This window comes from Micromonospora globbae (assembly GCF_003610785.1).
Taxonomy (GTDB): Bacteria; Actinomycetota; Actinomycetes; order Mycobacteriales; family Micromonosporaceae; genus Micromonospora; species Micromonospora globbae.
Window position 1 is genome coordinate 1 of sequence record NZ_RAQQ01000034.1, and the last position, 20,926, is coordinate 20,926.

The 20,926-nt window shown below is 72.6% G+C and carries 21 protein-coding genes, 3 tRNA genes and 1 pseudogene; 12 read left to right on the plus strand and 13 right to left on the minus strand.

From position 1 onward, the window contains the following. Positions 1 to 130: 130 nt before the first annotated feature. Complete coding sequence (locus D7I43_RS29680; protein WP_240033248.1) at positions 131 to 553, plus strand: hypothetical protein; 423 nt, start codon at positions 131 to 133, stop codon at positions 551 to 553. On the opposite strand, the gene D7I43_RS29685 is transcribed toward D7I43_RS29680, so the two are convergent. Both D7I43_RS29685 and D7I43_RS29690 read right to left on the minus strand, forming a co-directional pair. After that, a complete protein-coding gene (locus tag D7I43_RS29685) occupies positions 543 to 1,052 on the minus strand; it encodes a DUF4326 domain-containing protein (RefSeq protein ID WP_240033250.1) in 510 nt (169 codons plus the stop codon). The genes D7I43_RS29680 and D7I43_RS29685 overlap by 11 nt on opposite strands. 66 nt (positions 1,053 to 1,118) lie before the next feature. Then, positions 1,119 to 1,194, minus strand: a tRNA-Lys gene (locus D7I43_RS29690). A 186-nt stretch (positions 1,195 to 1,380) separates the two neighbouring features. On the opposite strand from D7I43_RS29690, the gene D7I43_RS29695 reads away from it, so the two are divergent. Together D7I43_RS29695 and D7I43_RS29700 are read left to right on the plus strand one after the other, a co-directional pair. Continuing rightward, the gene (locus tag D7I43_RS29695) at positions 1,381 to 2,637 is read left to right on the plus strand and encodes a L,D-transpeptidase (RefSeq protein WP_120331895.1); all 1,257 of its coding nucleotides are present in this window, start codon (positions 1,381 to 1,383) and stop codon (positions 2,635 to 2,637) included. A gap of 317 nt (positions 2,638 to 2,954) precedes the next feature. Continuing rightward, positions 2,955 to 4,283: a L,D-transpeptidase gene (locus tag D7I43_RS29700; RefSeq protein WP_120331896.1), complete on the plus strand. Its 1,329-nt coding sequence runs from the start codon at positions 2,955 to 2,957 to the stop codon at positions 4,281 to 4,283. 184 nt (positions 4,284 to 4,467) lie between these two features. On the opposite strand, the gene D7I43_RS29705 is transcribed toward D7I43_RS29700, so the two are convergent. The 3 genes from D7I43_RS29705 to orn all read right to left on the minus strand — a co-directional run bounded on the left by D7I43_RS29705 (position 4,468) and on the right by orn (position 7,004). Beyond that, on the minus strand, positions 4,468 to 5,745 hold the full coding sequence (locus D7I43_RS29705; RefSeq protein WP_120331897.1) for a Fic family protein: 1,278 nt from the start codon (positions 5,743 to 5,745) through the stop codon (positions 4,468 to 4,470). A gap of 296 nt (positions 5,746 to 6,041) precedes the next feature. Beyond that, positions 6,042 to 6,114: transfer RNA gene (locus D7I43_RS29710), tRNA-His, on the minus strand. A 293-nt stretch (positions 6,115 to 6,407) separates the two neighbouring features. Continuing rightward, positions 6,408 to 7,004, minus strand: coding sequence for an oligoribonuclease (gene orn, locus D7I43_RS29715; RefSeq protein WP_120331898.1), 597 nt, complete (start codon positions 7,002 to 7,004; stop codon positions 6,408 to 6,410). A gap of 66 nt (positions 7,005 to 7,070) precedes the next feature. Between orn and D7I43_RS29720 the strand changes: the two genes are divergently transcribed. Further along, positions 7,071 to 8,486, plus strand: a complete 1,416-nt coding sequence (locus D7I43_RS29720) for a glycosyltransferase 87 family protein (RefSeq protein ID WP_120331899.1) — start codon at positions 7,071 to 7,073, stop codon at positions 8,484 to 8,486. 509 nt (positions 8,487 to 8,995) lie between these two features. On the opposite strand, the pseudogene D7I43_RS34295 reads toward D7I43_RS29720, so the two are convergent. From D7I43_RS34295 to D7I43_RS29740, 4 genes and pseudogenes are all read right to left on the minus strand, one after another. Further along, positions 8,996 to 9,356, minus strand: a pseudogene (locus D7I43_RS34295) (hypothetical protein); the annotation flags it as partial. A 673-nt stretch (positions 9,357 to 10,029) separates the two neighbouring features. Beyond that, the gene (locus D7I43_RS29730) at positions 10,030 to 10,767 is read right to left on the minus strand and encodes a YcnI family copper-binding membrane protein (RefSeq protein ID WP_120331901.1); all 738 of its coding nucleotides are present in this window, start codon (positions 10,765 to 10,767) and stop codon (positions 10,030 to 10,032) included. A gap of 17 nt (positions 10,768 to 10,784) precedes the next feature. Beyond that, positions 10,785 to 12,437: a copper resistance CopC/CopD family protein gene (locus tag D7I43_RS29735; RefSeq protein ID WP_120331930.1), complete on the minus strand. Its 1,653-nt coding sequence runs from the start codon at positions 12,435 to 12,437 to the stop codon at positions 10,785 to 10,787. Between the two features lie 92 nt (positions 12,438 to 12,529). Beyond that, positions 12,530 to 13,174, minus strand: coding sequence for a zf-HC2 domain-containing protein (locus D7I43_RS29740; protein ID WP_120331902.1), 645 nt, complete (start codon positions 13,172 to 13,174; stop codon positions 12,530 to 12,532). A gap of 107 nt (positions 13,175 to 13,281) precedes the next feature. Between D7I43_RS29740 and D7I43_RS29745 the strand changes: the two genes are divergently transcribed. Genes D7I43_RS29745 through D7I43_RS29760 form a run of 4 tightly spaced genes read left to right on the plus strand, consistent with a single transcriptional unit; the run spans position 13,282 to position 16,244 of the window. Then, entirely contained in the window at positions 13,282 to 13,866 is a 585-nt protein-coding gene (locus D7I43_RS29745; RefSeq protein WP_120331903.1) for a sigma-70 family RNA polymerase sigma factor, read from the plus strand. A gap of 32 nt (positions 13,867 to 13,898) precedes the next feature. Further along, positions 13,899 to 14,423: a MauE/DoxX family redox-associated membrane protein gene (locus D7I43_RS29750; RefSeq protein WP_120331904.1), complete on the plus strand. Its 525-nt coding sequence runs from the start codon at positions 13,899 to 13,901 to the stop codon at positions 14,421 to 14,423. Further along, entirely contained in the window at positions 14,416 to 15,132 is a 717-nt protein-coding gene (locus tag D7I43_RS29755; protein WP_120331905.1) for a DsbA family protein, read from the plus strand. The genes D7I43_RS29750 and D7I43_RS29755 overlap by 8 nt, the downstream gene beginning before the upstream one ends. Then, positions 15,129 to 16,244 (plus strand): hypothetical protein, encoded by a 1,116-nt coding sequence (locus tag D7I43_RS29760; protein WP_240033252.1) that lies wholly within the window; start codon positions 15,129 to 15,131, stop codon positions 16,242 to 16,244. The genes D7I43_RS29755 and D7I43_RS29760 overlap by 4 nt, the downstream gene beginning before the upstream one ends. 98 nt (positions 16,245 to 16,342) lie before the next feature. On the opposite strand, the gene D7I43_RS29770 is transcribed toward D7I43_RS29760, so the two are convergent. From D7I43_RS29770 to D7I43_RS29785, 4 genes are read right to left on the minus strand one after another with little or no spacing between them, the layout of a single operon-like run. Beyond that, positions 16,343 to 17,116 (minus strand): energy-coupling factor ABC transporter ATP-binding protein, encoded by a 774-nt coding sequence (locus tag D7I43_RS29770; protein ID WP_120331906.1) that lies wholly within the window; start codon positions 17,114 to 17,116, stop codon positions 16,343 to 16,345. Continuing rightward, entirely contained in the window at positions 17,113 to 17,883 is a 771-nt protein-coding gene (cbiQ, locus tag D7I43_RS29775) for a cobalt ECF transporter T component CbiQ (RefSeq protein WP_120331907.1), read from the minus strand. Before cbiQ ends, D7I43_RS29770 begins: the two co-directional genes overlap by 4 nt. A gap of 5 nt (positions 17,884 to 17,888) precedes the next feature. Continuing rightward, positions 17,889 to 18,332 carry a PDGLE domain-containing protein gene (locus D7I43_RS29780; RefSeq protein ID WP_120331908.1) on the minus strand — a complete coding sequence of 148 codons (444 nt, stop codon included), beginning with the start codon at positions 18,330 to 18,332 and terminating at the stop codon, positions 17,889 to 17,891. Next, positions 18,329 to 19,045, minus strand: a complete 717-nt coding sequence (locus D7I43_RS29785) for an energy-coupling factor ABC transporter permease (protein WP_120331909.1) — start codon at positions 19,043 to 19,045, stop codon at positions 18,329 to 18,331. The genes D7I43_RS29780 and D7I43_RS29785 overlap by 4 nt, the downstream gene beginning before the upstream one ends. A 166-nt stretch (positions 19,046 to 19,211) precedes the next feature. Between D7I43_RS29785 and bcp the strand changes: the two genes are divergently transcribed. From bcp to D7I43_RS29805, 4 genes are all read left to right on the plus strand, one after another. Next, positions 19,212 to 19,682, plus strand: coding sequence for a thioredoxin-dependent thiol peroxidase (gene bcp / locus D7I43_RS29790; protein WP_120331931.1), 471 nt, complete (start codon positions 19,212 to 19,214; stop codon positions 19,680 to 19,682). 70 nt (positions 19,683 to 19,752) lie between these two features. Then, a tRNA-Leu gene (locus D7I43_RS29795) sits at positions 19,753 to 19,838 on the plus strand. 65 nt (positions 19,839 to 19,903) lie between these two features. Continuing rightward, positions 19,904 to 20,434: a GNAT family N-acetyltransferase gene (locus D7I43_RS29800; protein ID WP_192902305.1), complete on the plus strand. Its 531-nt coding sequence runs from the start codon at positions 19,904 to 19,906 to the stop codon at positions 20,432 to 20,434. 64 nt (positions 20,435 to 20,498) lie between these two features. Beyond that, the gene (locus D7I43_RS29805; RefSeq protein WP_120331911.1) at positions 20,499 to 20,876 is read left to right on the plus strand and encodes a nuclear transport factor 2 family protein; all 378 of its coding nucleotides are present in this window, start codon (positions 20,499 to 20,501) and stop codon (positions 20,874 to 20,876) included. Positions 20,877 to 20,926 lie beyond the last annotated feature (50 nt).

Consider the following 20,926-nt stretch of genomic DNA (forward strand, 5'->3'; position numbering starts at 1 on the left):
ATCCCGACGGGCCTCGACCGCCAACCGGGTCGCACGCTCACGCAGCTCATCGTTGTACTTCTTCGGTGCAGGCATCGCTGGTGTTCCTCCCAGGTTTCGATGTCTCCATCAAACCCGGGGCGGGACACGCGTGGCTGACATCTCGGCTCTTCAAGTGAAGCGACATCCCGGCTGGTCGGCGGAGGATCGCAGGAAAATCGCTGGCTACCTCAACCAGCTCGACCTACTGGAACGGGCCAAGCGCAGCCCGCTTCAAGCACCCCGTTTCACCGCCGCTTACCGCTACCGGTGCGCAGACCGTCATTGCCGCGGTCATCAGCAGACTCTCTGGGACTGGGAGTTCGTTGCCCTACAACGCCGTCTGGGCCAGCTCACCGACGCGGAGGCCGCGGAGCAGTTGAGACACAAGTTCCTCACCCAACTTTGCGCCGCTGACCGCGACGTCGCCTTCTACGTAGGTAACCAAGCGGCAAGGCCGCAGTCCTTCAGCATCGGCGGTGTCTACGCACCGAGACGGCCCACTGCTCGGTACCGGCCGCGCGTCAACCGATGATGTCCGCCAGCACGTCGGCATGGCACGCATCCTCGACGCGGCACCAGCACGCCAACTGCTTCCCCGTGAGTTCCCGCCGCGCCCGGTCAACAAGGGCCGGCTGCCCCACAAGCCACTGCCGATAGAGACGTAACGCCTCAGCCCGATCGTGCTTTCGCAGGCTAAACGGATTGGCCCAGGGAGAACGCCGCAACCCGAACCCCTGCCGCCCCACATATACGGCACCGGGCGGCACCACCGGGTGATAGAGATCCCCCTGCACACGAATCCGAGGCTGTCCCCCCACGCCGCCAGCGTAATCGCCAACGACCGGCTCGGGCGTGGCTGCCCGAAGGAAGCCCGTTGCCCCGTGCGAGCGGATGCGCCAATGACCCCCAAGGGCCCGATGCGGGCCGGCCACCTCAGAAATGACGATGAGCGCAGGCGTCCACGGAACAACGATATGTCCCAGCAACGCCGGCCCGGTCCAACGGCTTCCGAGCACCCACCGAGCGACCATCCACCAGCGGCGTACACGAAAAAGGCTCCGGCCGGGTGGAAACCACCAGGCCAGAGCCCTTATTGCTGGTGCGCCGCCAGGGACTCGAACCCCGAACCCGCGGATTAAGAGTCCGCTGCTCTGCCAGTTGAGCTAGCGGCGCTCGTTGGCAACGGGGAGAACCTTAGCACGGCCGCCGAGCGGGGTTCCAATCCGATACCGGGCTCCACCCTTCGGGCGAGCTTAACGCGCAATCCGGTCAAACCGCCCATTCGCTCGAGCTTCGGGTCCTGCCCGAGCGCCAGGATGATGCACGATGTGCGCCAGGCACGCGAGAACAGAGGTGGGGATGGGCAGGTTCACGCGGTCCGGGGCGGTGGTGGGCACCCTGGCCCTGGTGGCGTCGCTGGCGCTGACGGCGTGCGGCGACGAGCAGCAGAAGCCGGCGTTCGTCACGCCGAGTGCGAGCACGAGCGTCGACGCGGCGTCCGGCACGGCCGCGCCGGCCACCCCGTCCGGGCCGCCGCTGCCGGTCAGCCCGGCGGACGGGGCGAAGAACCGGCCGGTCAGCACCGAGATCAGCGCGGACCTGCCCGAGGGCGCCACGGTGTCGGAGGTCACGCTGACCGCCGCGGGCGGCGCCACGGTCGCGGGCAAGATGCGCACCGACGGCTCGTCGTGGGTGCCGAACAGCCCGTTGAAGTACGGCACCACGTACACCGCCACCGTCACCGCCAAGGGCCCCGACGGCGCGACCCGCACGGGCACCAGCACCTTCACCACCATGAAGAAGCCGCGCTCGACGATCGGCTCCGGCCTCTACCTCTTCGACGACAAGACGTACGGCGTGGCCATGCCCGTCGTCGCCGAGTTCCATCCGGGCATCCCGAAGAAGGACCGGGCCGCCGTGCAGAAGCGGATGTTCGTCCGGACGGACCCGCCGCAGCCCGGCGCCTGGCACTGGGTCAGCAACGGCACCCAGGCGTACTACCGGGCGCCGGAGTACTGGAAGCCGGGCACCACGCTCAGCGTCCGGATCGCCCTGGCCGGCATCCCCCTGAGCAACGGCCGGTACGGCGACGTGGACCGGAAGGCCACCGCCAAGATCGGACGCGCCTTCGTCATGAAGGTGGACAACGCCGACAAGCAGATGAAGGTGTACGAGGACGGCAAGCTCGTCCGGACGATGCCGGTGAGCCTCGGCAAGAAGAGCACCCCCTCCTCCAGCGGCACGATGGTCGTGATGGAGAAGAAGGAGAAGACCGTCTTCGACACCCGGGACGACCCCGATCCGGCGAATCGCTACGTCACCGACATCGAGTTCGCCCAGCGGTTGACCTGGGGTGGCGAGTACATCCACGCGGCGCCCTGGTCGGAGCACGTGCAGGGCCGGCAGAACGTCTCGCACGGCTGCGTGAACGTCTCCACGGCCAACGCGCGGTGGCTCTTCGAGCGTACGAAGATCGGCGACCCGATCACCGTCAAGGGCACGGAGCGTAGGCTGGCCGCCGGCAACGGTTGGACGGCGTGGAGCCTGAGCTGGTCGGAGTTCGTCAAGGGCAGCGCGCTACCGGTGCCCAAGAACGGGTCCGGCCCCCTGCTCTAACCCACCCGCCCAACCCCCTCCTCCCCCGGCCCCTCTCCTCCCCGGCTGGCACTCAGCCCGGTGATCATGAAGTTATTGCCGACAAATCGGATGCGGATCGGCAGTAACTTCATGATCACCGGCGCAAGCGCGGCCGACCCGGGGCGGACCCGGCGGGGTGGGTGGGACTGGTGAGGTGGATTCGCAAAACGCGAATTCTAGCAACAATCCGACAAGTTGTCGCCGGGTGTTTCGTTTCACCCCTGGCAACGGGTACCAGTTCTGGTGCGTCTGTGAGAGACGATGGCTTGTGCGGGGACCACGACTGTGAGGGAAACATGCGAGCTGACCAGGACCAGCTGACCCGGCGCCGCGGTGGGCGCGCCGGTGTGCGGCGCCGCGCTCTCGCCGCGGGGGTGATCGCGGCCGCCCTGGCGCTGACGTCCGCGTGCACGAGCGGAGGCGGCGACAAGCCGTCCTCGTGGCGGGGCGGTACGGAGACCCCGCCGCCGAAGGCCGCGGCCACGATCAGTGAGCCGCAGGCCGACGCCAAGGACGTACCGGCCTCCACCGCCATCACCTTCAGCACGAAGGAGGCCGTGGAGACCACCGTCCAGTTGAAGGACTCGGCCGGCGAGACGGTCGAGGGCACGCTGGCCGCGGACGGCAAGAGCTGGTTGCCGTCCGGCGCGTTGAAGTACGGCGAGACGTACACGGCCACGGTGACCGCGACCGGCGACGACGGCCGCCCCGCGACGGCGACCAGCACGTTCACCACCATGGCGAAGCCCACCAAGCAGATCCGGGTGAGCAGTTTCCTCGGCGACGGCCAGACGGTCGGCGTCGGCATGCCGCTGATCGTCAAGTTCAGCCGGGCCGTTCCCGAGGACTACCGCGACGACGTGCAGCGCCGGATGACGGTGACCTCCGTGCCGGCCCAGGAGGGCATCTGGCACTGGATCAGCCCCACCGAGATCCACTACCGCCCGAAGCAGTTCTGGAAGGCGGGCAGCAAGGTCAAGTACCGGGTGCAGGCCGGCGGCCTGCCGATGGGCGATGGCTGGTACGGCCGGGCCGACCTCACCGTGGACATCAACATCGGCCCGGCGCTGATCATGACGGTCGACAACAAGACCAAGCGGATGACCGTGACCCGCAACGGCAAGGTGGTCAAGACCATCCCGGTGAGCCTCGGCAAGAAGAGCACCCCGTCGTCGAGCGGCACGATGGTCGTCATCGAGAAGCTGCGCAAGACGGTCTTCGACACCTTCGAGGAGCTGGGCCCCGAGGAGGGCTACCGGACGAAGATCGACTACGCCCAGCGGCTCACGTGGGGTGGCGAGTTCATCCACGCCGCCCCCTGGTCCGAGGGGCAGCAGGGCAGCGTCAACGTCTCGCACGGCTGCGTGAACGTCTCGATGGCCAACGGTGCCTGGCTGTTCAGCAACACCCGCATCGGTGACCCGATCACCGTGAAGGGCACCGAGCGCAAGCTCCAGAACGGCAACGGCTGGACCGACTGGAACATGAGCTGGGAGGAGTACGTCAAGGGCAGCGCCCTGCCGTACGACCCGGACGCCGGTACCGACGCGGACGCGGACACCGACGCCGGGACCGACGCCACGCCGGACCCGGACGCCAGCGCGAGCACCGGCACGACCGACTGACGAGCCCGGAACGACGAAGGCCCCCCTCCGCGAGGAGGGGGCCTTCGTGTGTGGGGTGACTGATGGGAATTGAAGCCGAATAGACCTCAAGATCAGGAGCCCGTCAGCGCTATGACCAGCAGGTGAGGGGCATGGTCGGGTGTCAACGGGTACGGCCGGGCATCCCGATTCCCCTAGATTTGCCCTAGATTTGCCCTAGAGATGATCCAGAGGTGGGCAAGTCCGGCTCGGCCGGCGGTCGGCGATGATTCATCACTTCTTCGACCGCCGATCGCCATCTCCCGTCGACCGGTGGCATCTCTGCCAGGGCTGCCGCCTCTGTCGCGAGCGCCACGGGCATTCCCGGGTAAGGATCTTCGATGGGGCGCCGCCGCTCGCGGGTGCGCCGGCGAACGTCGTTCAGCGCCGGACCCGCGACATAGTGCCGACCGCGCCTTTCACCGCGCGCCTCGAGCAGACCTTGTTCGGTCAGGCGGGCAAGGTCGCGGGTGGCGGTCCGCTCCTCGACCTCCGCGAGCTTGATGTACAGGGGGCGACGGACCCGGTATCCGAGGACGGCCTCGTAGAGCAGCCCTGTGACCCGTTCGGGCAGCTTCTCGTCCGCCACAAGCGCGTCCAGCTCCGACCAGATGGCAGAAGCCTCCTGGAAGCGCCTTGCGACGGTCTGGGCCTGCATGTGGTGGGCGCGCAGGTTGAACGACACCCACAGGTGCGCCGAACCTTCTGGGTTCCACCGCCCTCTGCCCGTAATAGCCAGCACCCGGTAGTAGTCCTCGGTGTTGCTGCCCAGCCACTCCTCGATGCTGGAGAACGCCGGCTCAACGATGGCGTCCCGGGACAGCACGAGGGTCTGCAGGGCACGAGCCATGCGGCCGTTGCCGTCCCGGAAGGGATGGATCATGACGAGGTTGAGATGCGCCATCGCACCCTTGACCACCGGATCGATCGGCTCGTCCGACCGCAGGTGGGCCGCCAGCTCCTCCATCAGATCGGGGACGTCGTCGGCGTCCGCGCCCTCGTACACCCGCCGGTCGGTCCGCTCGTCGTGCACATAAATCGGTCCGGTCCGGTACTGCCCTGGGCTCTTGGAGAGGTCGTGCGACAGCATCATGTAGTGCATGCCGCGGATGATCGACGTGTCGAAGCGGAAGTATGGGTCGCCAGCGCTCTGCAGTACGTACCCGAGCGCCTGGCGGTAGCCGCGGATCTCGGCGAAGGTCCGCTCATCAGCACTCAGCGGCTCCTCGTCGTCGAGGGCGGCAGCGGCGTCGTCCTCGGCCACGACGTAACCCTCGATGCTGTTCGATCCGAGGATCGCCCGCGCGAGCATCGTCTTGCGTAGTCCGCCCGTCCACCGCCGGGGGGTCCGAAGCACGTCAACCAGGGAGTTTCTCATCTGATAGATCTCGGCTAGGACAGACCGGTCATGGCTGGTCAGTTCGGGTGCTATGTAGATGCCCATCGCTGTCCTTATGTCTCTTTGAATGAGACAACGGTAGCGGCCGGGCGGGGTTTGTCGCAAATAAAGAGACAAAGAGACACGGAAACAGGAGGAAACCACGGAAGATGGCTCCCGCTGCACTCCCCCTCACTGAAGGGCTTGCCACGAAGAAGCCAAGATCAGTTACCCAGACGCTGTCGCGTCGCGGACAACGCCGAGTCCTCCCACGCCTAACCTTTCCCCTACCACGCCCCTAAACGGCTCAGGCCCCCTCCGGAGAGGGGGCCTGAGCTGCGGTGGAGTAGATCCACTAGTCGGGTGACTGATGGGAATTGAACCCACGACAACCGGGACCACAACCCGGTGCTCTGCCAACTGAGCTACAGCCACCACGCCGCCGCGCCCGGTCGAACGCCCCGGGCGGGGTGCGGACCAATAATAGCCCCCTACCCGGCGACCGCGTCCAGCGGGTTGCGGGCCACCGCGAGGCGCGCTCACCGCCGACCCGTACGCCGGAGACCGCCCGCCCGCCAGGGCCGCCGCCGGCCGCGCAGGCCGGAGACCGCCCGCCATGGCCGCCGCCGATCACGTATGCCGGAGACCGCCCGCCCGGCCAGCGCCGCCGACCGCGCGGCACGCCGCGCCACGGCCGCCGCCCGTCCCCGGGCCGGTACCCCGCGCCCTCAGAGTTCCGCGGCGATCGCCTTCGCGCTCTCCACGTCGGGACCGGGCAGCGGCACGAAGATCGTCCGCCGGTAGTACTCGAGTTCCCGGATGCTCTCCCGGATGTCCGCGAGCGCCCGGTGCGCCAGCCCCTTGGCCGGCTGCCCGAAGTACACGCGCGGGTACCACCGCCGGCACAGCTCCTTGATGGAGGACACGTCGATCATGCGGTAGTGCAGGTGGTTGTCGAGGCGGGGCATGTCTCGGGCGATGAAGCCCCGGTCGGTGGCGATCGAGTTGCCGCACAGCGGAGCGGTGCGCGGGTCCTTCACGAAGGTGGTGACGTAGTCCATCACCATGTCCTCCGCCTCGGCCAGCGTGACGGTGGAGCGGCGGACCTCCTCGGTCAGCCCGGACTTCGCGTGCATCGTGGTGACGATCTCCGGCATGGCGTCCAGCGCCGCGTCGTCCGCGTGGATCACCACGTCGACACCGTCACCGAGCACGTTGAGATCGGGGTCGGTGACCAGAGCCGCCACCTCGATCAGCTTGTCCCTGCCGAGGTCCAACCCGGTCATCTCACAGTCGATCCAGACAAGGAGATCAGCCACCGGCACAGACTACGCGCAGCCCACGAGCCGCGGCTGCGGGCTCCACGCGCACCAGCCCGCTAGGGTTTCCCCGTGCCAGCCGAACCCGTCGCACCACCCGCCGTCACCGACGACGATCCCGGTGGCCGTACGGTCCGCCGTCTCGTCACGGTGGTGGCGCTGGCCGCGGTGCTCCCGGCGCTCTACCTGCCCGGGCGGGTGCACGACTTCTTCGACCTGAAGATCTACATGCGGGCCATGCGGTGGTGGGCCGACGGGAACCCGCTGTACGACTACGTCCAGCCCGACCGGGTCCAGGGCGAGCTGTATTTCACGTACCCCCCGTTCAGCGGCCTGCTGCTGCGGCCGTTCGCCCTGATTCCCCTCGGCGCCACCGTGACGGTCTTCACGGTCCTCACCGGCGTGGCCGTGGTGGTGACCACCTGGTGGCTGGTCCGCCCGCTGGCCGACCGGCACGGGCTGCCGCGCGTGTTCACGGTGACCGTGGCGGTGCTGCTGGTGCTCGCCGTGGAGAGCACGCGGGAGACCATCACGTTCGGCCAGATCAACATGTTCCTCGTCGTGCTGATCCTCGCCGACCTGCTGTTCGCGGTGCCGGGGTCGCGGCGGTGGGCCGGGGTGGGCGTGGGGCTGGCGACCGCGCTGAAGCTCTTTCCCGGCATCTTCATCGTCTACCTGCTGGCGAGCCGACGCTGGTGGGCGGCGGCGGTGGCCAGCGCGACGGCCGCGGCGGCCACGCTGCTCGCCGCGGCGGTGGCTCCGGGGGACTCGTGGCGCTTCTGGACCCATGAGCTCTGGGCCACCGACCGGGTGGGGCGCACCGACTACACCGGCAACCAGTCGTTGTTCGGGCTGCTCAGCCGCATCACCGCCCCGGAGAAGCCGGACCGGCTGCTCTGGCTGGCGCTCGTCGCGGTGGTGGCGGCGTACGGGCTGTGGCGGGCCGCGGTGGCGGCGCGTGCGGGGGACCACCTCGCCGGTCTCACCCTCACCGGGCTGGTCGGCGGCCTGGTCAGCCCGATCACCTGGACCCACCACCTGTACTGGTTCATCCCCGCCGTGGTGGTGCTGGCCGACGCCGCCCTGGGCGCCCGCCGCCCGGCCGTGGCCGTCCCGCCCGCCACGGGGACGTCCGCCGGGGCGACGCCCGCCGGGGTGGCGTCCGCCGGGGTGGCCGGACCGGGCAGCCCGGCCGGCGACGACGGTACGTCCACCCTCGACAGCGTGGCGCGGCGGCGCTGGTTCGCGGTGCTGGCGGTCGCCACGACCGCCGTGATCATCTACGGGGTGGTCACGTTCCACGACTGGGGCGTCGCGCCGGTCCGGACGCAGACGCCCGACCAGTTCCTGGTCCGCAACACGTACGTCCTGCTCAGCCTGCTGCTGCTGGCCGCCCTGCCGGTCCGGCGCCCGGCGAGGCCGGCCCCGACGACCCGGCCGACCGCCCCGCGCGAGAAATTGCACCAAATGGACAGAGGCCCCGAGTAGCGACCATCACCGCTAATCTGACCTCACCTACCTCACGGGCATCTCGGGTAGCGGCACCGATCCCCCGGTGAGAGTGGCCCTCCGCGTCGGCAGCGCGGAGGGCCACTCGCCGCAAGGCCCCCGCCCCCTCTCCCCGCCCCCGGCCCATCCCCGACCCGGCGCGCCCCCCGCGCGCGCCTCCGTCCGGTGATCATGAGGTTGACGGGGACGAACTAGGCAATTCGCCCCGTCAACCTCATGATCACCGGATGACACCGGCGGAGCGCCGGCGGGCGCCGGCGGGGTGCCGGCGGGGGGTCACCGGTCGGGGTTCGGGTTGGCAGCGCGTCGCTGTAACGGGCGGCCGCGACCGTCCACGGGGACCGGTCGCGCCGTGCGCTCCGGCTCGACGGCCGGCCAGGCCAGGGTGAGCGTCACCGGCGGCCGGGACGCCCGCTGACCGCTCGGCCGGCGCTCCGCGTCCGCGCCTCCCGCCGATCGGACGGACGCGGGAACCGGGTCGAAGTCCACACTCTCCGCGTCGACGACATCGGCGAGGCTCGCCGGCCGGCGGGCGGGCACCGCCGGGATGGCCGACGGCGCGGCTGGGGAGCCCACCGCGGCGAGCTGCCGCTGGGCCACCACCAGCCGGTCCCCGGCCACCGCGGGTCGGGCGCCCAGGCCGCTCAGCGACGTCACCCCAAGGCGTCCGGCGAGCACCGGCACCTGATCCGGCTCCACCACGAAGACCACCTCCCGGGGCCGCACCGGGCGGAACAGCAGCAGCACGGCGAACGTCACGAGCAGCACGCCGCCCGCGAGCAGACCCCAGGTGGCGGCCGCCGTCCAGCCCACCCGCAGCTCGGCCCGCAGGTCCAGGGTCAGGTCCGCCCGGGCGTCCGGGCGCATCACGACGAGACTCAGCGAGCGCCCGGCCAGGTCGCCGGGCGTCCACTCCAGCGCGCCGATCCCGTCGCGTACCCAGATCGACGCACCGACGGGGTTCGGCGCGACGGTCGGCCGCGCGGCCGTCGGCGCGGCCCCCGCCGCGTCCAGCCACACCGGCAGCGGCCCGCGGGCCGGCGCCACCCGCCGTACCGTCGCGTGCGGCACGGCCTCCAACCAGCGGCGCACCTCCTCGGTCGGCGCCAGGCCGAGGAACGCGGGGCCGTCGGGGGTCCGGGCCTCGATCCGCAGCCCCGCCTGCCCGACCCGGGCGAACGGCACGTCCCTGCGCAGCAGCCGGTCGACGTCCGCGACGACCACCGCGTGACCGGCGGTCTGCACCGTCTCGAACCGCGCGGTGAACGCGCCGCTCGGGTCGGCGTGCCGGGTGACCAGCCAGAGCCCCCCGCCGGCGAGCAGCGCCGGCAGGCCGACGACCAGCAGCAGCAATCCGGCGAACGCGCGTACGAACCGCATCCGTCCCGTCCCCCTCCGTAGCCAGATACCCGGCCGACCTTACCGACGCCGACCCGTCGATCAGGGGATATCCACGGCACGCGGTCAGGGGAAAAGCGCGGGGCCCGCCGGCGGACCGGCGGGCCCCGCACAGGCGTACCCGTCAGGCCTTCGCGGCCGGCTCCCGGCGGGTGCGGGAGTACGCGAGCCCGCCGAGCACCAGACCGCCGAGCCCGGCCACCAGCCCGGCGATGCCGAGCCCGGTGGCGAGGCCGTTGCCCTCGGCCTCGTCGTCGTCATCGTCGGCGGGCGCGGCGTCGGCGGCGACCGGAGCGGCCGAGGCCGACGGCGACGCCGCCGTCAGGGTGAGCACCGGCGCGGGGTTCTCGGGCTCCTCCCCGCCCGGCGTCGGCTCCTCGATCCACCGCGACACGTTGCCGTCCGAGTAGGTCTGGAGCGTCTTGAAGACCATCCGGTCGACCTGCGGCAGCGGCCCGAGGGAGACCGGGAACTCCTGGAACTGCCCGGGCTTGATCCCCGCGTCGCCGCTCGCCGTCCACGTCAGCTTCGACACCGCCTCGGTGATCTGGCTGCCGTGCACCTCGATCGGCGGGTCCACCTTCCGCTTCTCCACGGCCACCGTCCAGCCCGGCACCGGCATGGTGGAGACGGACCCGACCGGCGCGTTCTCCGGCAGCACCACCTCCAGCTTCGTGGTGGACGCGGTGTCGCTCTCGTTCGGCACGCGGAACGCGATCCGGCTGTAGCCGCCCTGCGTCGCGTCCTTCGGGTTCACGGTCACGTGGGCCGACGCGGGCGCCGCGAAGCCGAGGACGGCGGTGGCGACGGCACCGACGGCCAGGGCGGAGGCGCCCGCCAGCGAGCGGCGGATACGGGTCATGGATTCGGGACCTCTCTCTAACGGATCGGCACGGTGGCGGTCACCGTGGCCTGGTCGATGTCGGACGTACGGGCGGTGACCTTCAGCTGCCAGTCCCCGGACGCGGGCAGGTTCACCTCACCCGTGGCGTGGTTGTCGGTCAGCGGCAGCAGCGGAATCTCGATCGGCTCGATACCGGCCGACGGCAGCGCCGCCGTGGCCTTCCACTCCACGACCGGCTGCGGCCGGTTGTCCTTGGTGTACGCGTACAGGTGCAGCGAGTTGTTGCCCCGCTCGGCCGGGTCGAGCTCGACCTGCACGGAGAGGAGCGAGCTGGTGAGGGTGGTGCTGAAGTAGCCGGGAACGGAGTCGGCCACCTCGCTGGCGGTGCGGGCCGGTGGGGTCTGCACCAGGGTCGCGGAGACGCCGAGCACCACGGCGATGATCGCCAGCTCCGCGACGATCGCCCGGCGGATCCGGCTCGGCCGCGGCTCGGCGACCCGCCGGCGCACGAGCTGCCGGGAGTACGCGGCGACGCCGAGCACGAGCCCGAACAGCCCGATCTTGGCGAGCAGCAGCCGGCCGTAGGTGGTGTCGACGAGAGCGCCGGGTGTGCCCATCTCGATGAGTCCCTGCACCACCCCGGCGAGCAGCAGCGCGGAGACCGCCAGCGCGGCCCAGCGGGACCAGATCGGCATGATGGCGCCCAGTTCCCGCTCGTCGGCGCGGGGCAGCAGGAACGCGGCGAGCATCAGCAGGCCGCCCAGCCAGACGGCCATGCTGCCCAGGTGCACGGTGTCGACGACCACGGAGACGGCCGGGGCCGGCGAGGCCGCCGGGTGCCCGGCGAGTGGCCACGTCACGAGCGCGGCCACGCCGAGCACCGTGAGGATGATCGCGTCGGTCCGGCCGACCGGCCCGGCGAACAGCGGGCGGAGCAGGAAGGCGGCCGCCGCCAGCAGGCCGAGCCGGACCAGGTGCGCGGCCCCGAACGTGCTGCCCAGGACGCTGCTCAGCCCCTCACCGGACACGTCGAACAACCCGCCGCCGCCGGTGTAGGGCACCTGCAACCACAGGTCGGCGAGGGTCGCGACGGCGACCAGGCCGAGGCCCGTCCACGCCAACCGGGCCGGGCCGCGCCGGTCCAGCCGCCGGGGCCAGAGCGCCGCGAGCACCAGGGCCGGCCCGACCAGCAGCGCGAGGCCGGCGTACCCGAGGTACTTGGCGACCTTCACGGCGTTGTCGACGACCGGGTTGGCGCGTCCGGTGTCGCCGCTGTCCGTGGGAGGCGCCGACGGGGCGCCGACGGAGTAGGTGAACGCGCCGGACACCGGGTGGCTGTCGGCCGAGATCACCCGGTAGCTGACGAGGTACGTCCCCTGGCCCCCGGCCGGGTCCACCGGGATCCGCACGATCGTGCCGTCGAAGGTCGGCTCACCGCGGTCCGCGCGGGAGCCGTCCGGGGCGATGACGCGGACCTTGTCGGGCACCTTGCGGACCGACTCGCTGAAGGTCAGCACCACCTCCTCCGGTCCGCTCGGCACCACGGCCGAGGCGGCCGGGCTGGAGCTGACCAGCACGGCGTGCGCGCTCGCGGGAGCGGCCGGTGCGATCAGGAGGGCGACGGCGGTGACCAGCAGGCCGGCGGTGGCGCAGAGCCGGGCGAACCAGCGACGAGGGGCGGCAGTCATGCGGATCATGCTCGCCGACCCGAGCGCCCGGCGGCCACCCCGCGGCGGCAGCCCTTCCGTGTCGGCGCCCACCCGCGCCGCGTCGCCGTGACTCATCCGCGCCCCGGCGCCAGCGCCCGCGCCGCCGGCCGGTCGGCGTCCCCGTCGACCCGGCCCAGCGCCCACAGCAGCCCCGCCTGCACGACGGCGGCCAGGTGACCGACCTCGTGCACCAGCGCGGTCGTCGAGTTCGCGATGTCCACCACGCTCGTACCGGCCAGGCACACCGCGAGCACGAGCGCGACCGGCACGAACGCGCGGGCCCGTTCCGGCCGCCAGGCGGCCAGCACGAAACCGACCGCCAGCGCCACGTCGAACGAGGCCATCTCCCGGCTGGTGTGCGGGTCGACGCTCACCCCCGTGCCGGCGAGCAGGATCGGCAGGGCGATGGCGAGCTGCGCCACGGCGGCCACCGCCACCGCGACCCGCAGCACCTGCCGCCGGCCGCGCCGCGCCGCTGCCCGGGCCTGCTCGGCGGCCCGCTCCTCGGCGGCCACGGCCGCCAGGACCGGGGCGGTCAGGTCCGGCACCTCCACCGCCTGGAGCCGGACCAGGCGGGTCACCTCCTCGGCGCGGGCCGACCAGGCCCGACACCCCGGGCAACCCAGCAGGTGCGCCTCCAGCACCACCGGCGCCGCCTGCGGATCCTCCCCGTCGAGCCGTGCCGACAGCGCCGCGCGTACGTCGTCGCATGTCATGACGGGGTAGTCGGGCGGGAGGCGCGGAAAGTTCCCACCGTGGTGCGGACCATGGACAGGTCCAACGACCCTCGCGGCCCGCCGCACGCCGCGTACGCTGGTGTGTCGTGATCCCCGCCCCGCGCGACGCCACCACCGGCCGGCCCGAGAGGGCCGGGGCTGGCCGGGATCCGGCCACCGAGTGGGCGCTGGCGGCGCGCGGCGGCGACCCCGCTGCCCAGGCCGCGTTCGTGCGGCTCACGCAGGTGGAGGTGTGGCGCTTCACCGCGGCGTTGGTGGATCCGGACACCGCCGACGACCTGACCCAGGAGACCTACCTGCGGGCGTTCCGGGCGCTGCCGACCTTCGAGGGCCGATCCAGCGCGCGCACCTGGCTGCTCGGGATCGCCCGCCGGACCTGCGCCGACCACCTGCGCACGGTGGTGCGCCGCCGGCGGCTCGACGCCCGCCTGGCCGTGAACGCGCACACCGACCGGCCGCACCCCGACCCCGCCGGGCAGCTCGGCGCGGCCGACCTGGTACGCCGGCTCCCCGCCGAACGCCGCGGCGCGTTCGTGCTCACCCAGCTGCTCGGCCTCTCCTACGCGGAGGCGGCCGCCGTGGAGGGGGTGCCCGTGGGCACCATCCGCTCCCGGGTGGCGCGGGCGCGCGACGAGTTGATCGAGGCGGTCGGAGACGCCCTCGCCGGGTGACGGCGGAACTTCCGGCGGAGGCGGAACGACTAATGACCGTGACAGCACCGAGCATCCGGGGCCTGCGCTGGCCCGCCGTCCGGCCGTGGCTCGGCACGGCTGCCCGGCTCGGCCTGGCCGCCGTCTGGCTGCTGGCCGGCGCGTCGAAGGTCGACGACCTGGCCGCCTCCGGCCGGGCGGTGAACGCCTACCAGATCCTCCCGTACGACGTGTCGACGGTGGTCGGCGCGGCGCTGCCGTTCGTCGAGCTGGCGCTGGGCGTCCTGCTGCTGCTCGGCCTCGCGACGCGGCTGACGGCGGCCGTCTCGGCGGCCCTGCTGGTGGTCTTCATCGCGGGGATCGCCTCCGCGTGGGCGCGCGGGCTCTCGATCGACTGCGGTTGCTTCGGCAGCGGTGGCCAGCTCGCCGAGGGGCAGGCTCCCAGCTACCTCCCGGAGATCCTCCGGGACCTGGGGTTCCTGGTGCTGGCGGGATTCCTGCTGATCTGGCCGCGTACGCCCGTCTCGGTGGACGGCTGGCTGACGGGCGAACCCGTCGTGGAGGACGAGGATGAGTAGTCGCAAGGGGCAGAAGGGCGCGGCCCGGGTCGTCCGGCAGCAGCTGGCGCGGGAACGGCGGCGCCGGCGCACGCTGTGGGTGTCGGCGGCCGCGGTGGCCGTGCTGGTCATCGCCGGCCTGATCGGCTGGGGTGTGTGGTCCAGCCAGAAGTCGGACGAGTTCACCGCGCCGAAGAACGCCGCCGAGGGAGGCGCCGGTGTGGTGGTCGGCTCCGGCCCGGTGACCGTCGACATCTACGAGGACTTCCTCTGCCCGGTGTGCAAGCAGTTCCAGGACACCAGCGGCGCCACCGTCGACCAGCTGATCAGCGAGGGGAAGATCCGGGTCGTCTACCACCCGGTGGCCTACCTGAACCGCTTCTCCACCACCGAGTACTCCACCCGGTCGTCCGCCGCCTCCGGCTGCGCCGCCGACCAGGGCAGGTTCGCCGAGTACGCCAAGGCGCTCTACGACCGGCAGCCGCCGGAGGGCAGCGCGGGGCTCACCGACGACGAACTGATCGACATCGGCGCCGGCGTCGGGCTGGACCGGGACGCGTTCGGCTCCTGCGTCCGCGACGGCACCTTCAAGCCGTGGACCGAGCACGTGACCGACACCGCCAGCCGCAACAACATCACCGGCACGCCCACCGTGGTCGTCGACGGCCAGCAACTGGCCGACCGCAGCCCCGAGGGCATCCGGGCGGCGGTGGAGGCGGCCGGCAAGTGATCCGCGCACTCCTGGCCCGCGCCGGGCTGGTGGCCGCCGCCGCGGTCACCGCCACGCTCGCCACCGCCGCCCCGGCCGCCGCCCACGGGGCGGACGCGCCCGACGGCACCGACTACCGGACGGTCGTGACCGGGCTCACCCCGGCACGGGACGGGCTGGAGGTGCGGGCCGTCGAGGCGGGCGCCCGGCTCGAACTGACCAACCGCACCGGCCGTCCCGTCGAGGTGATCGGCTACTCCGGTGAGCCGTACCTGCGCGTCGGCCCGGACGCCGTGTACGAGAACACGCGCTCCCCCGCCACCTACCTCAACCGCACCATCGCCGGGGACACCGCCCTGCCGCCGGAGGCCGACCCGGCCGCCGAGCCGTCCTGGCGGCGGGTGGCCGACGGGTCGAGCGTCCGCTGGCACGACCAGCGCGCCCTGTACCGGGAGTCCGCCCCGCCGGCCGCCGTCCGGGCCGCCCCGGACCGGGAGCACCGGGTCCGGGACTGGACGATCCCGCTGCGCGACGGCGGGTCGGAGCCGATGGAGATCCACGGCACCCTCGACTGGGTGCCGCCGCCGGACGCGTACACCTGGTGGGCGGTGTCGATCGTCGGGCTGCTCGCGGTCGGCGCGCTCGGGCTGCTGCCGGCCGCGTCCGTGCCCGGCGGGCGGGCGCTCGCCGGGCTGGGCGGGCTGCTGGTCGTCGGCGGGGCGGCCGGTGTCGCGTACGCCGTGGGTCGGGAGCTGGACGCCGGCGCCGAAGGGCTGGGCGGGGTGCTGCTGGCCCTGCTCACCGGGCAGCTGTGGATGCTGCTGACCGGGCTCGGCGCGATGGCGGCGGGCGCGTACGCGCTGGCCCGCCGGCCCGCCGCCGACTTCGCCGTGGCGCTGGCCGGCACGTGCCTCGCGCTGTTCGCCGGGGTGGCGAACGCCGCCGTCTTCTCCCGCGCGGTCGCGCCGGCGCCCTGGGCGGCCACCTGGGCGCGGGTGCTGGTCGCGGTCATCCTGATCGTCGGGGTGGGTGGCCTGGCCGCCGGCGCCCTCCGCCTGCACGCCACCCGCACCCAAACCCCCACCCCCGGCACCCCCAAAACCCCCCGCGCCGCGACGCCCTCCCCCGCCTGACCCACCGCGATCTTGCAGTTCGTGCCCCTGAGATGCGGCATTAGTCGTATTTGCCGGGGCAGAAAGTGCAAGATCGCGGGGAGGCCCCGCGCGGGGGGTTACGCGCGGGTGGTGGCGCGGGGGTTGAAGCCGTACGGGAGTTCCAGGCGGTGCCGCGCCAGCAGGTCGGCGTCGGTGAGCACGTCGACGGTGGGGCCGTCGGCCACGATCCGGCCACCGTCGAGGATCACCGAGCGGTCGCACAGCTCGGCGGCGTACGGCAGGTCGTGGGTCACCATGAGCAGCGTCACGGGCAGCCCGCGGAGGATCTCGGCCAACTCGCGCCGGGAGGCCGGGTCGAGGTTCGACGACGGCTCGTCGAGCACCAGGATCTCCGGGTGCATGGCGAGCACGGTGGCCACCGCCACCCGGCGGCGCTGCCCGAACGACAGGTGGTGCGGGGCGCGGTCCCGGTGCTCCGACATGCCCACCGCGGCGAGCGCCTCGTCGACCCGGGCGGCCAGCTCCGGCCCCCGCAGCCCCAGGTTCGCCGGGCCGAACGCCACGTCCTCGGCGACCGTCGGGAGGAAGAGCTGGTCGTCCGGGTCCTGGAAGACGATGCCCACCCGCCGTCGCACCTCACCGAGGGTCGCCCGGTCCGGCGTGACGGTCAGCCCGCCGACGCTCACCGTCCCCTCGGTCGGGGTGAGGATGCCGTTGAGGTGCAGCACCAGCGTGGTCTTGCCCGCCCCGTTCGGCCCGAGCAGGGCCACCCGCCCACCGCGCGGGACGGTGAGGTCCACCCCGTGCAGGGCCACGTGCCCGTCGGGGTACGCGTAGCGGACCCCACGGACGTCCAGGCTGGGTGTCGTCGGCTGCACGTCCCCGATCATGTCAGGACGACGGCGGTGGCGGCGATGGCGGCCGCCACCACGGGAACGGTGGCCGCGGCGAGCCACTGCCCGGTCGTGGCCGCGCCCGCGCCCTGCCACACGGCCGGCATCCGCCCGGTGTAGCCGCGCGAGAGCATCGCGAGGTACACCCGCTCGCCGCGCTCGAAGGCGCGGAGGAACAGCGCGCCGACGCCGGCCGCGAAGCCGCGCAGCTGCCAGAGGAAGCGCGGGTCGTCACCCCGCGAGATCCGCGCCACCCGCATCCGCCGCGCCTCGCCGATCAGCACGTCGAGGTAGCGCAGCATGAACGTGGCGATCTGGGTGAGCACCTGGGGGCAGCGCAGCCGGTCCAGGCCGACGATCAGGTCGCGGCTGGTGGTGGTCGCGGCGAGCAGCAGCGAGGCGAGGACCCCGAGCGTGCCCTTGGCCAGGATGTTCCAGCTGCCGTACAGCCCCTCGACGGACAGGTGCAGCCCCGCGACGGCGACCCGCTCCCCCGTGCCCAGGAACGGCAGCGCCACCGCGAAGAGCACGAACGGCAGTTCGATCATCGCCCGGCGGAGCAGCCAGCCCGGACCGACCCGGGCCAGCGCCGCGACCGCCGCCACCAGCAGCGCGTACCCCCCGAAGGCCCAGAAGGCCTCCCGGGGGGTGGCCACCACCGCGACGGTGAAGACCACCATCGCCACGATCTTGACCTCGGGCGGCAGCCGGTGCACCGGCGAGGCGCTCTCGCGGTACAGCACGTGCCCGTGACCGGCGCCCACCGCCGTCAGCTCCGGGTCGCCGGGCCGCCGGCCGCCGGCGCCGCGTCGGGCGCCGTACCCGCGCCCGCGGTCGTGGCGGCGTCGGTCGTCGTGCCCCCACCCGCGGTCGCCGCGGCGCCCCGGCGGCGGAGCAGCCAGAAGGCGCCGGCGCCCACGGCGAAGGTGAGCAGCACGCCGAGCACCCCGGAGAGCCCGGTGGAGAGGAAGGCGTTGTCGATGCCGCGTACGCCGTAGTCGGCCAGCGGGCTGTCGGCCAGCTCGTGGTCCCTGGCCTGCTGCGCGGGGCAGCTGCCGCCGGTGATGTTGTGGTCGGCGTCGACCGTGCAGCCCTTGAGCAGGGAGGAGTCCAGCCCGTCCGGGTGGGAGGAGGCGTAGTTGCTCACCACCCCGGCGAGCAGCAGGGCGACCAGCAGGCCGCCGACGACGAACGCCCAGGGACGCTTGTTCACCGGACACCTCCGACGGCCGGGACGGCGGGCGCGGCGGCGGGACGCAGCCCGCGCAGCGCGTAGACGAGGTCGGGACGCACCTTGGCGACGGTGACCACCGTGGTCGCGGTGATCAGACCCTCACCGATGCCGATCAGCAGGTGGGCGCCGGCCATGGTGCCGGCCAGGCCCACCAGGTTGCCGCCGAGGTCCGCGGTGCCGCCCAGCCAGTACTGCACGATGAAGCCCTGCGAGGCGACCAGCACGCTGAGCACGGAGGACACGAACGCGGTCACCGCGAGGCCCGCGGGCGTACGCGGCAGCACGCGCAGCAGCAGGGCGATGAGCAGGTACGCCGCCGCGGTGCCGAGCAGCGCCATGTTGGTGATGTTCAGCCCGAGCATGGCCACGCCGCCGTCGCCGAAGACGAGGGCCTGCACGACGAGCACCACGGCGACGCAGAGGGCGCCGACCCAGGGGCCGACCAGCAGTGCGGCCAGCGCGCCGCCGAGCAGGTGGCCGCTCACGCCGGCCGTGAAGATCGGGAAGTTGAGCATCTGCACGGCGAAGATGAACGCCGCGACGAGTCCGGCCATCGGGGCGAGCCGGTCGTCCAGGTCCCGCCGGCCGCGCAGCACGCAGACGGTCAGGGCGGCCAGGGCGAGCGCCGCGAAGACCGCGGCCACGGGACCGTTGATGATCCCGTTCGAGATGTGCATCGCAAGGGTTTCCACGCGACCTCCCAGAGCGGCGGGCTCGTCCTCGCCGGCGGCATCAGACTATTTCCCGTGCCTTTTAGTTGCCAAGGGTTGGCAACAAGGCATGCGCTTGATCACGGCGTCGGCGCGGCCGGGGTTCGCCGGCGACCGGACGACCGCGCCCGGCGGTAGGGTCGGGGCCATGACCGACCGCCTCGCCCCGGGTGACCCGGCGCCCGACTTCACCCTCCCCACCGACACCGGCGACACGCTCTCCCTGGCGGACCTGCGCGGCCGCCGCGTGATCCTCTACGCCTACCCGGCCGCCATGACCCCCGGCTGCACGAAGCAGGCCTGCGACTTCCGCGACTCCCTCGCCTCGTTGCAGGCCGCCGGTTACGAGGTGGTGGGCATCTCCCCCGACAAGCCGGAGAAGCTGGCCACGTTCCGCGAGCGCGACGCCATCACCTTCCCGCTCGTCTCCGACACCGACAAGTCGGTGCTGACCGCCTACGGCGCGTACGGCGAGAAGCAGCTCTACGGCAAGACGGTGACCGGGGTGATCCGCTCCACGTTCGTCATCGACCCGGACGGCAAGATCGAGCGGGCGCTCTACAACGTCAAGGCCACCGGGCACGTCGCCAAGCTCCGCCGCGACCTCGGCCTCGACTGAGCCCGGGCGCTCCCTGGGCCGAGGCCGGACTCCGTCCGGCGGTGCGCGGCACCTAGACTCAGCAGCGCACGCGGGAGTGGCGTAACGGCAGCCGCGGTAGGTTTAGGTCCTATTGTCCGAAAGGACGTGGGGGTTCGAATCCCCCCTCCCGCACCAGCGCGCGATGTCGCCCGCGTCACGATCATGGCCGCGCCCCGGACGCGGCCGTCAGGATGGCGGACGTGACCCTGCGCTTCGTCCTCGACCCCGAGCTGACCCCGGACCTGCGCGAGCGGATCGTCGCGCTCTGGGTCGACGTCAGCAACGCCGGCGGCGCCGTCGGCTTCGTGCCGCCGGTGACCGCCGCCGACGTCCGCACCATCGCCGACCCGACGTTCGCCGCGATCGCCGAGGGGCCGGACCGGCTGCTGCTGGGCTACGCCGGTGACCGGCTCGTCGCCGCGCTGGTCTTCGCCGACAACCGGTTCGCCCTCAAGGCGCACTGGTGCGTGCTGAAGCGGGTGATGGTCCACCCCGACACGCAGGGCAACGGGTACGGGCTGGCGCTGATGCGCGAGGCCGAACGGATCGGCCGCGAGATGGGTCTGTCCGCGCTGCACGTGACCCTGCGCGACGGGCTCGGCCTCGACCGGTTCTACCGCCGGCTCGGCTACCGGGAGATCGGGCGGCTGCCCGGCGCGCTGCGGGTGGCCCCGGGCGACGACCGGGACGAGGTGCTCATGTGGCTCGACCTCACCCCGGAGCACGCCTAGCCGCCCGCTCCGCCTGACAGAATCAGGCGGCGGAGGACGTCGACGGAGGGCCGGGAGGCGGCACATGCCGGACAGCGAACTCGAGGCGGAGCTGCTGGTCGCGGAGCGCCGGCTCCAGGCCGCGCAACGCGCCGGCGACGTCGCCGCGCTCGACGACCTGCTCGACGACCACCTGATCGCCGTCGGCCCGGACGGCGGGAGGTACGCGAAGCAGGACGACCTGGCGGCCCACCGCGACCGGACGTCGGTGATCGACGAGCTGGTCGAGGAGCAGCTGGAACTGCTCGTGGAGGGTGGCACCGGGGTGACGTTCCTCGTGGCCCGGGTGGCGGGCAGGTTCGGCGGGTCCCCCTTCGCGGCGCGGCTGCGGTACACCCGCACGTGGATCCACGACGACGACCGCGGCTGGCGGATCCTCGCGGCGCACATCAGCCCGGCCTGACACCGCCGTCGCAGGCGGCGGCGCCCGACGGCCACGACCATGCGCGGCGG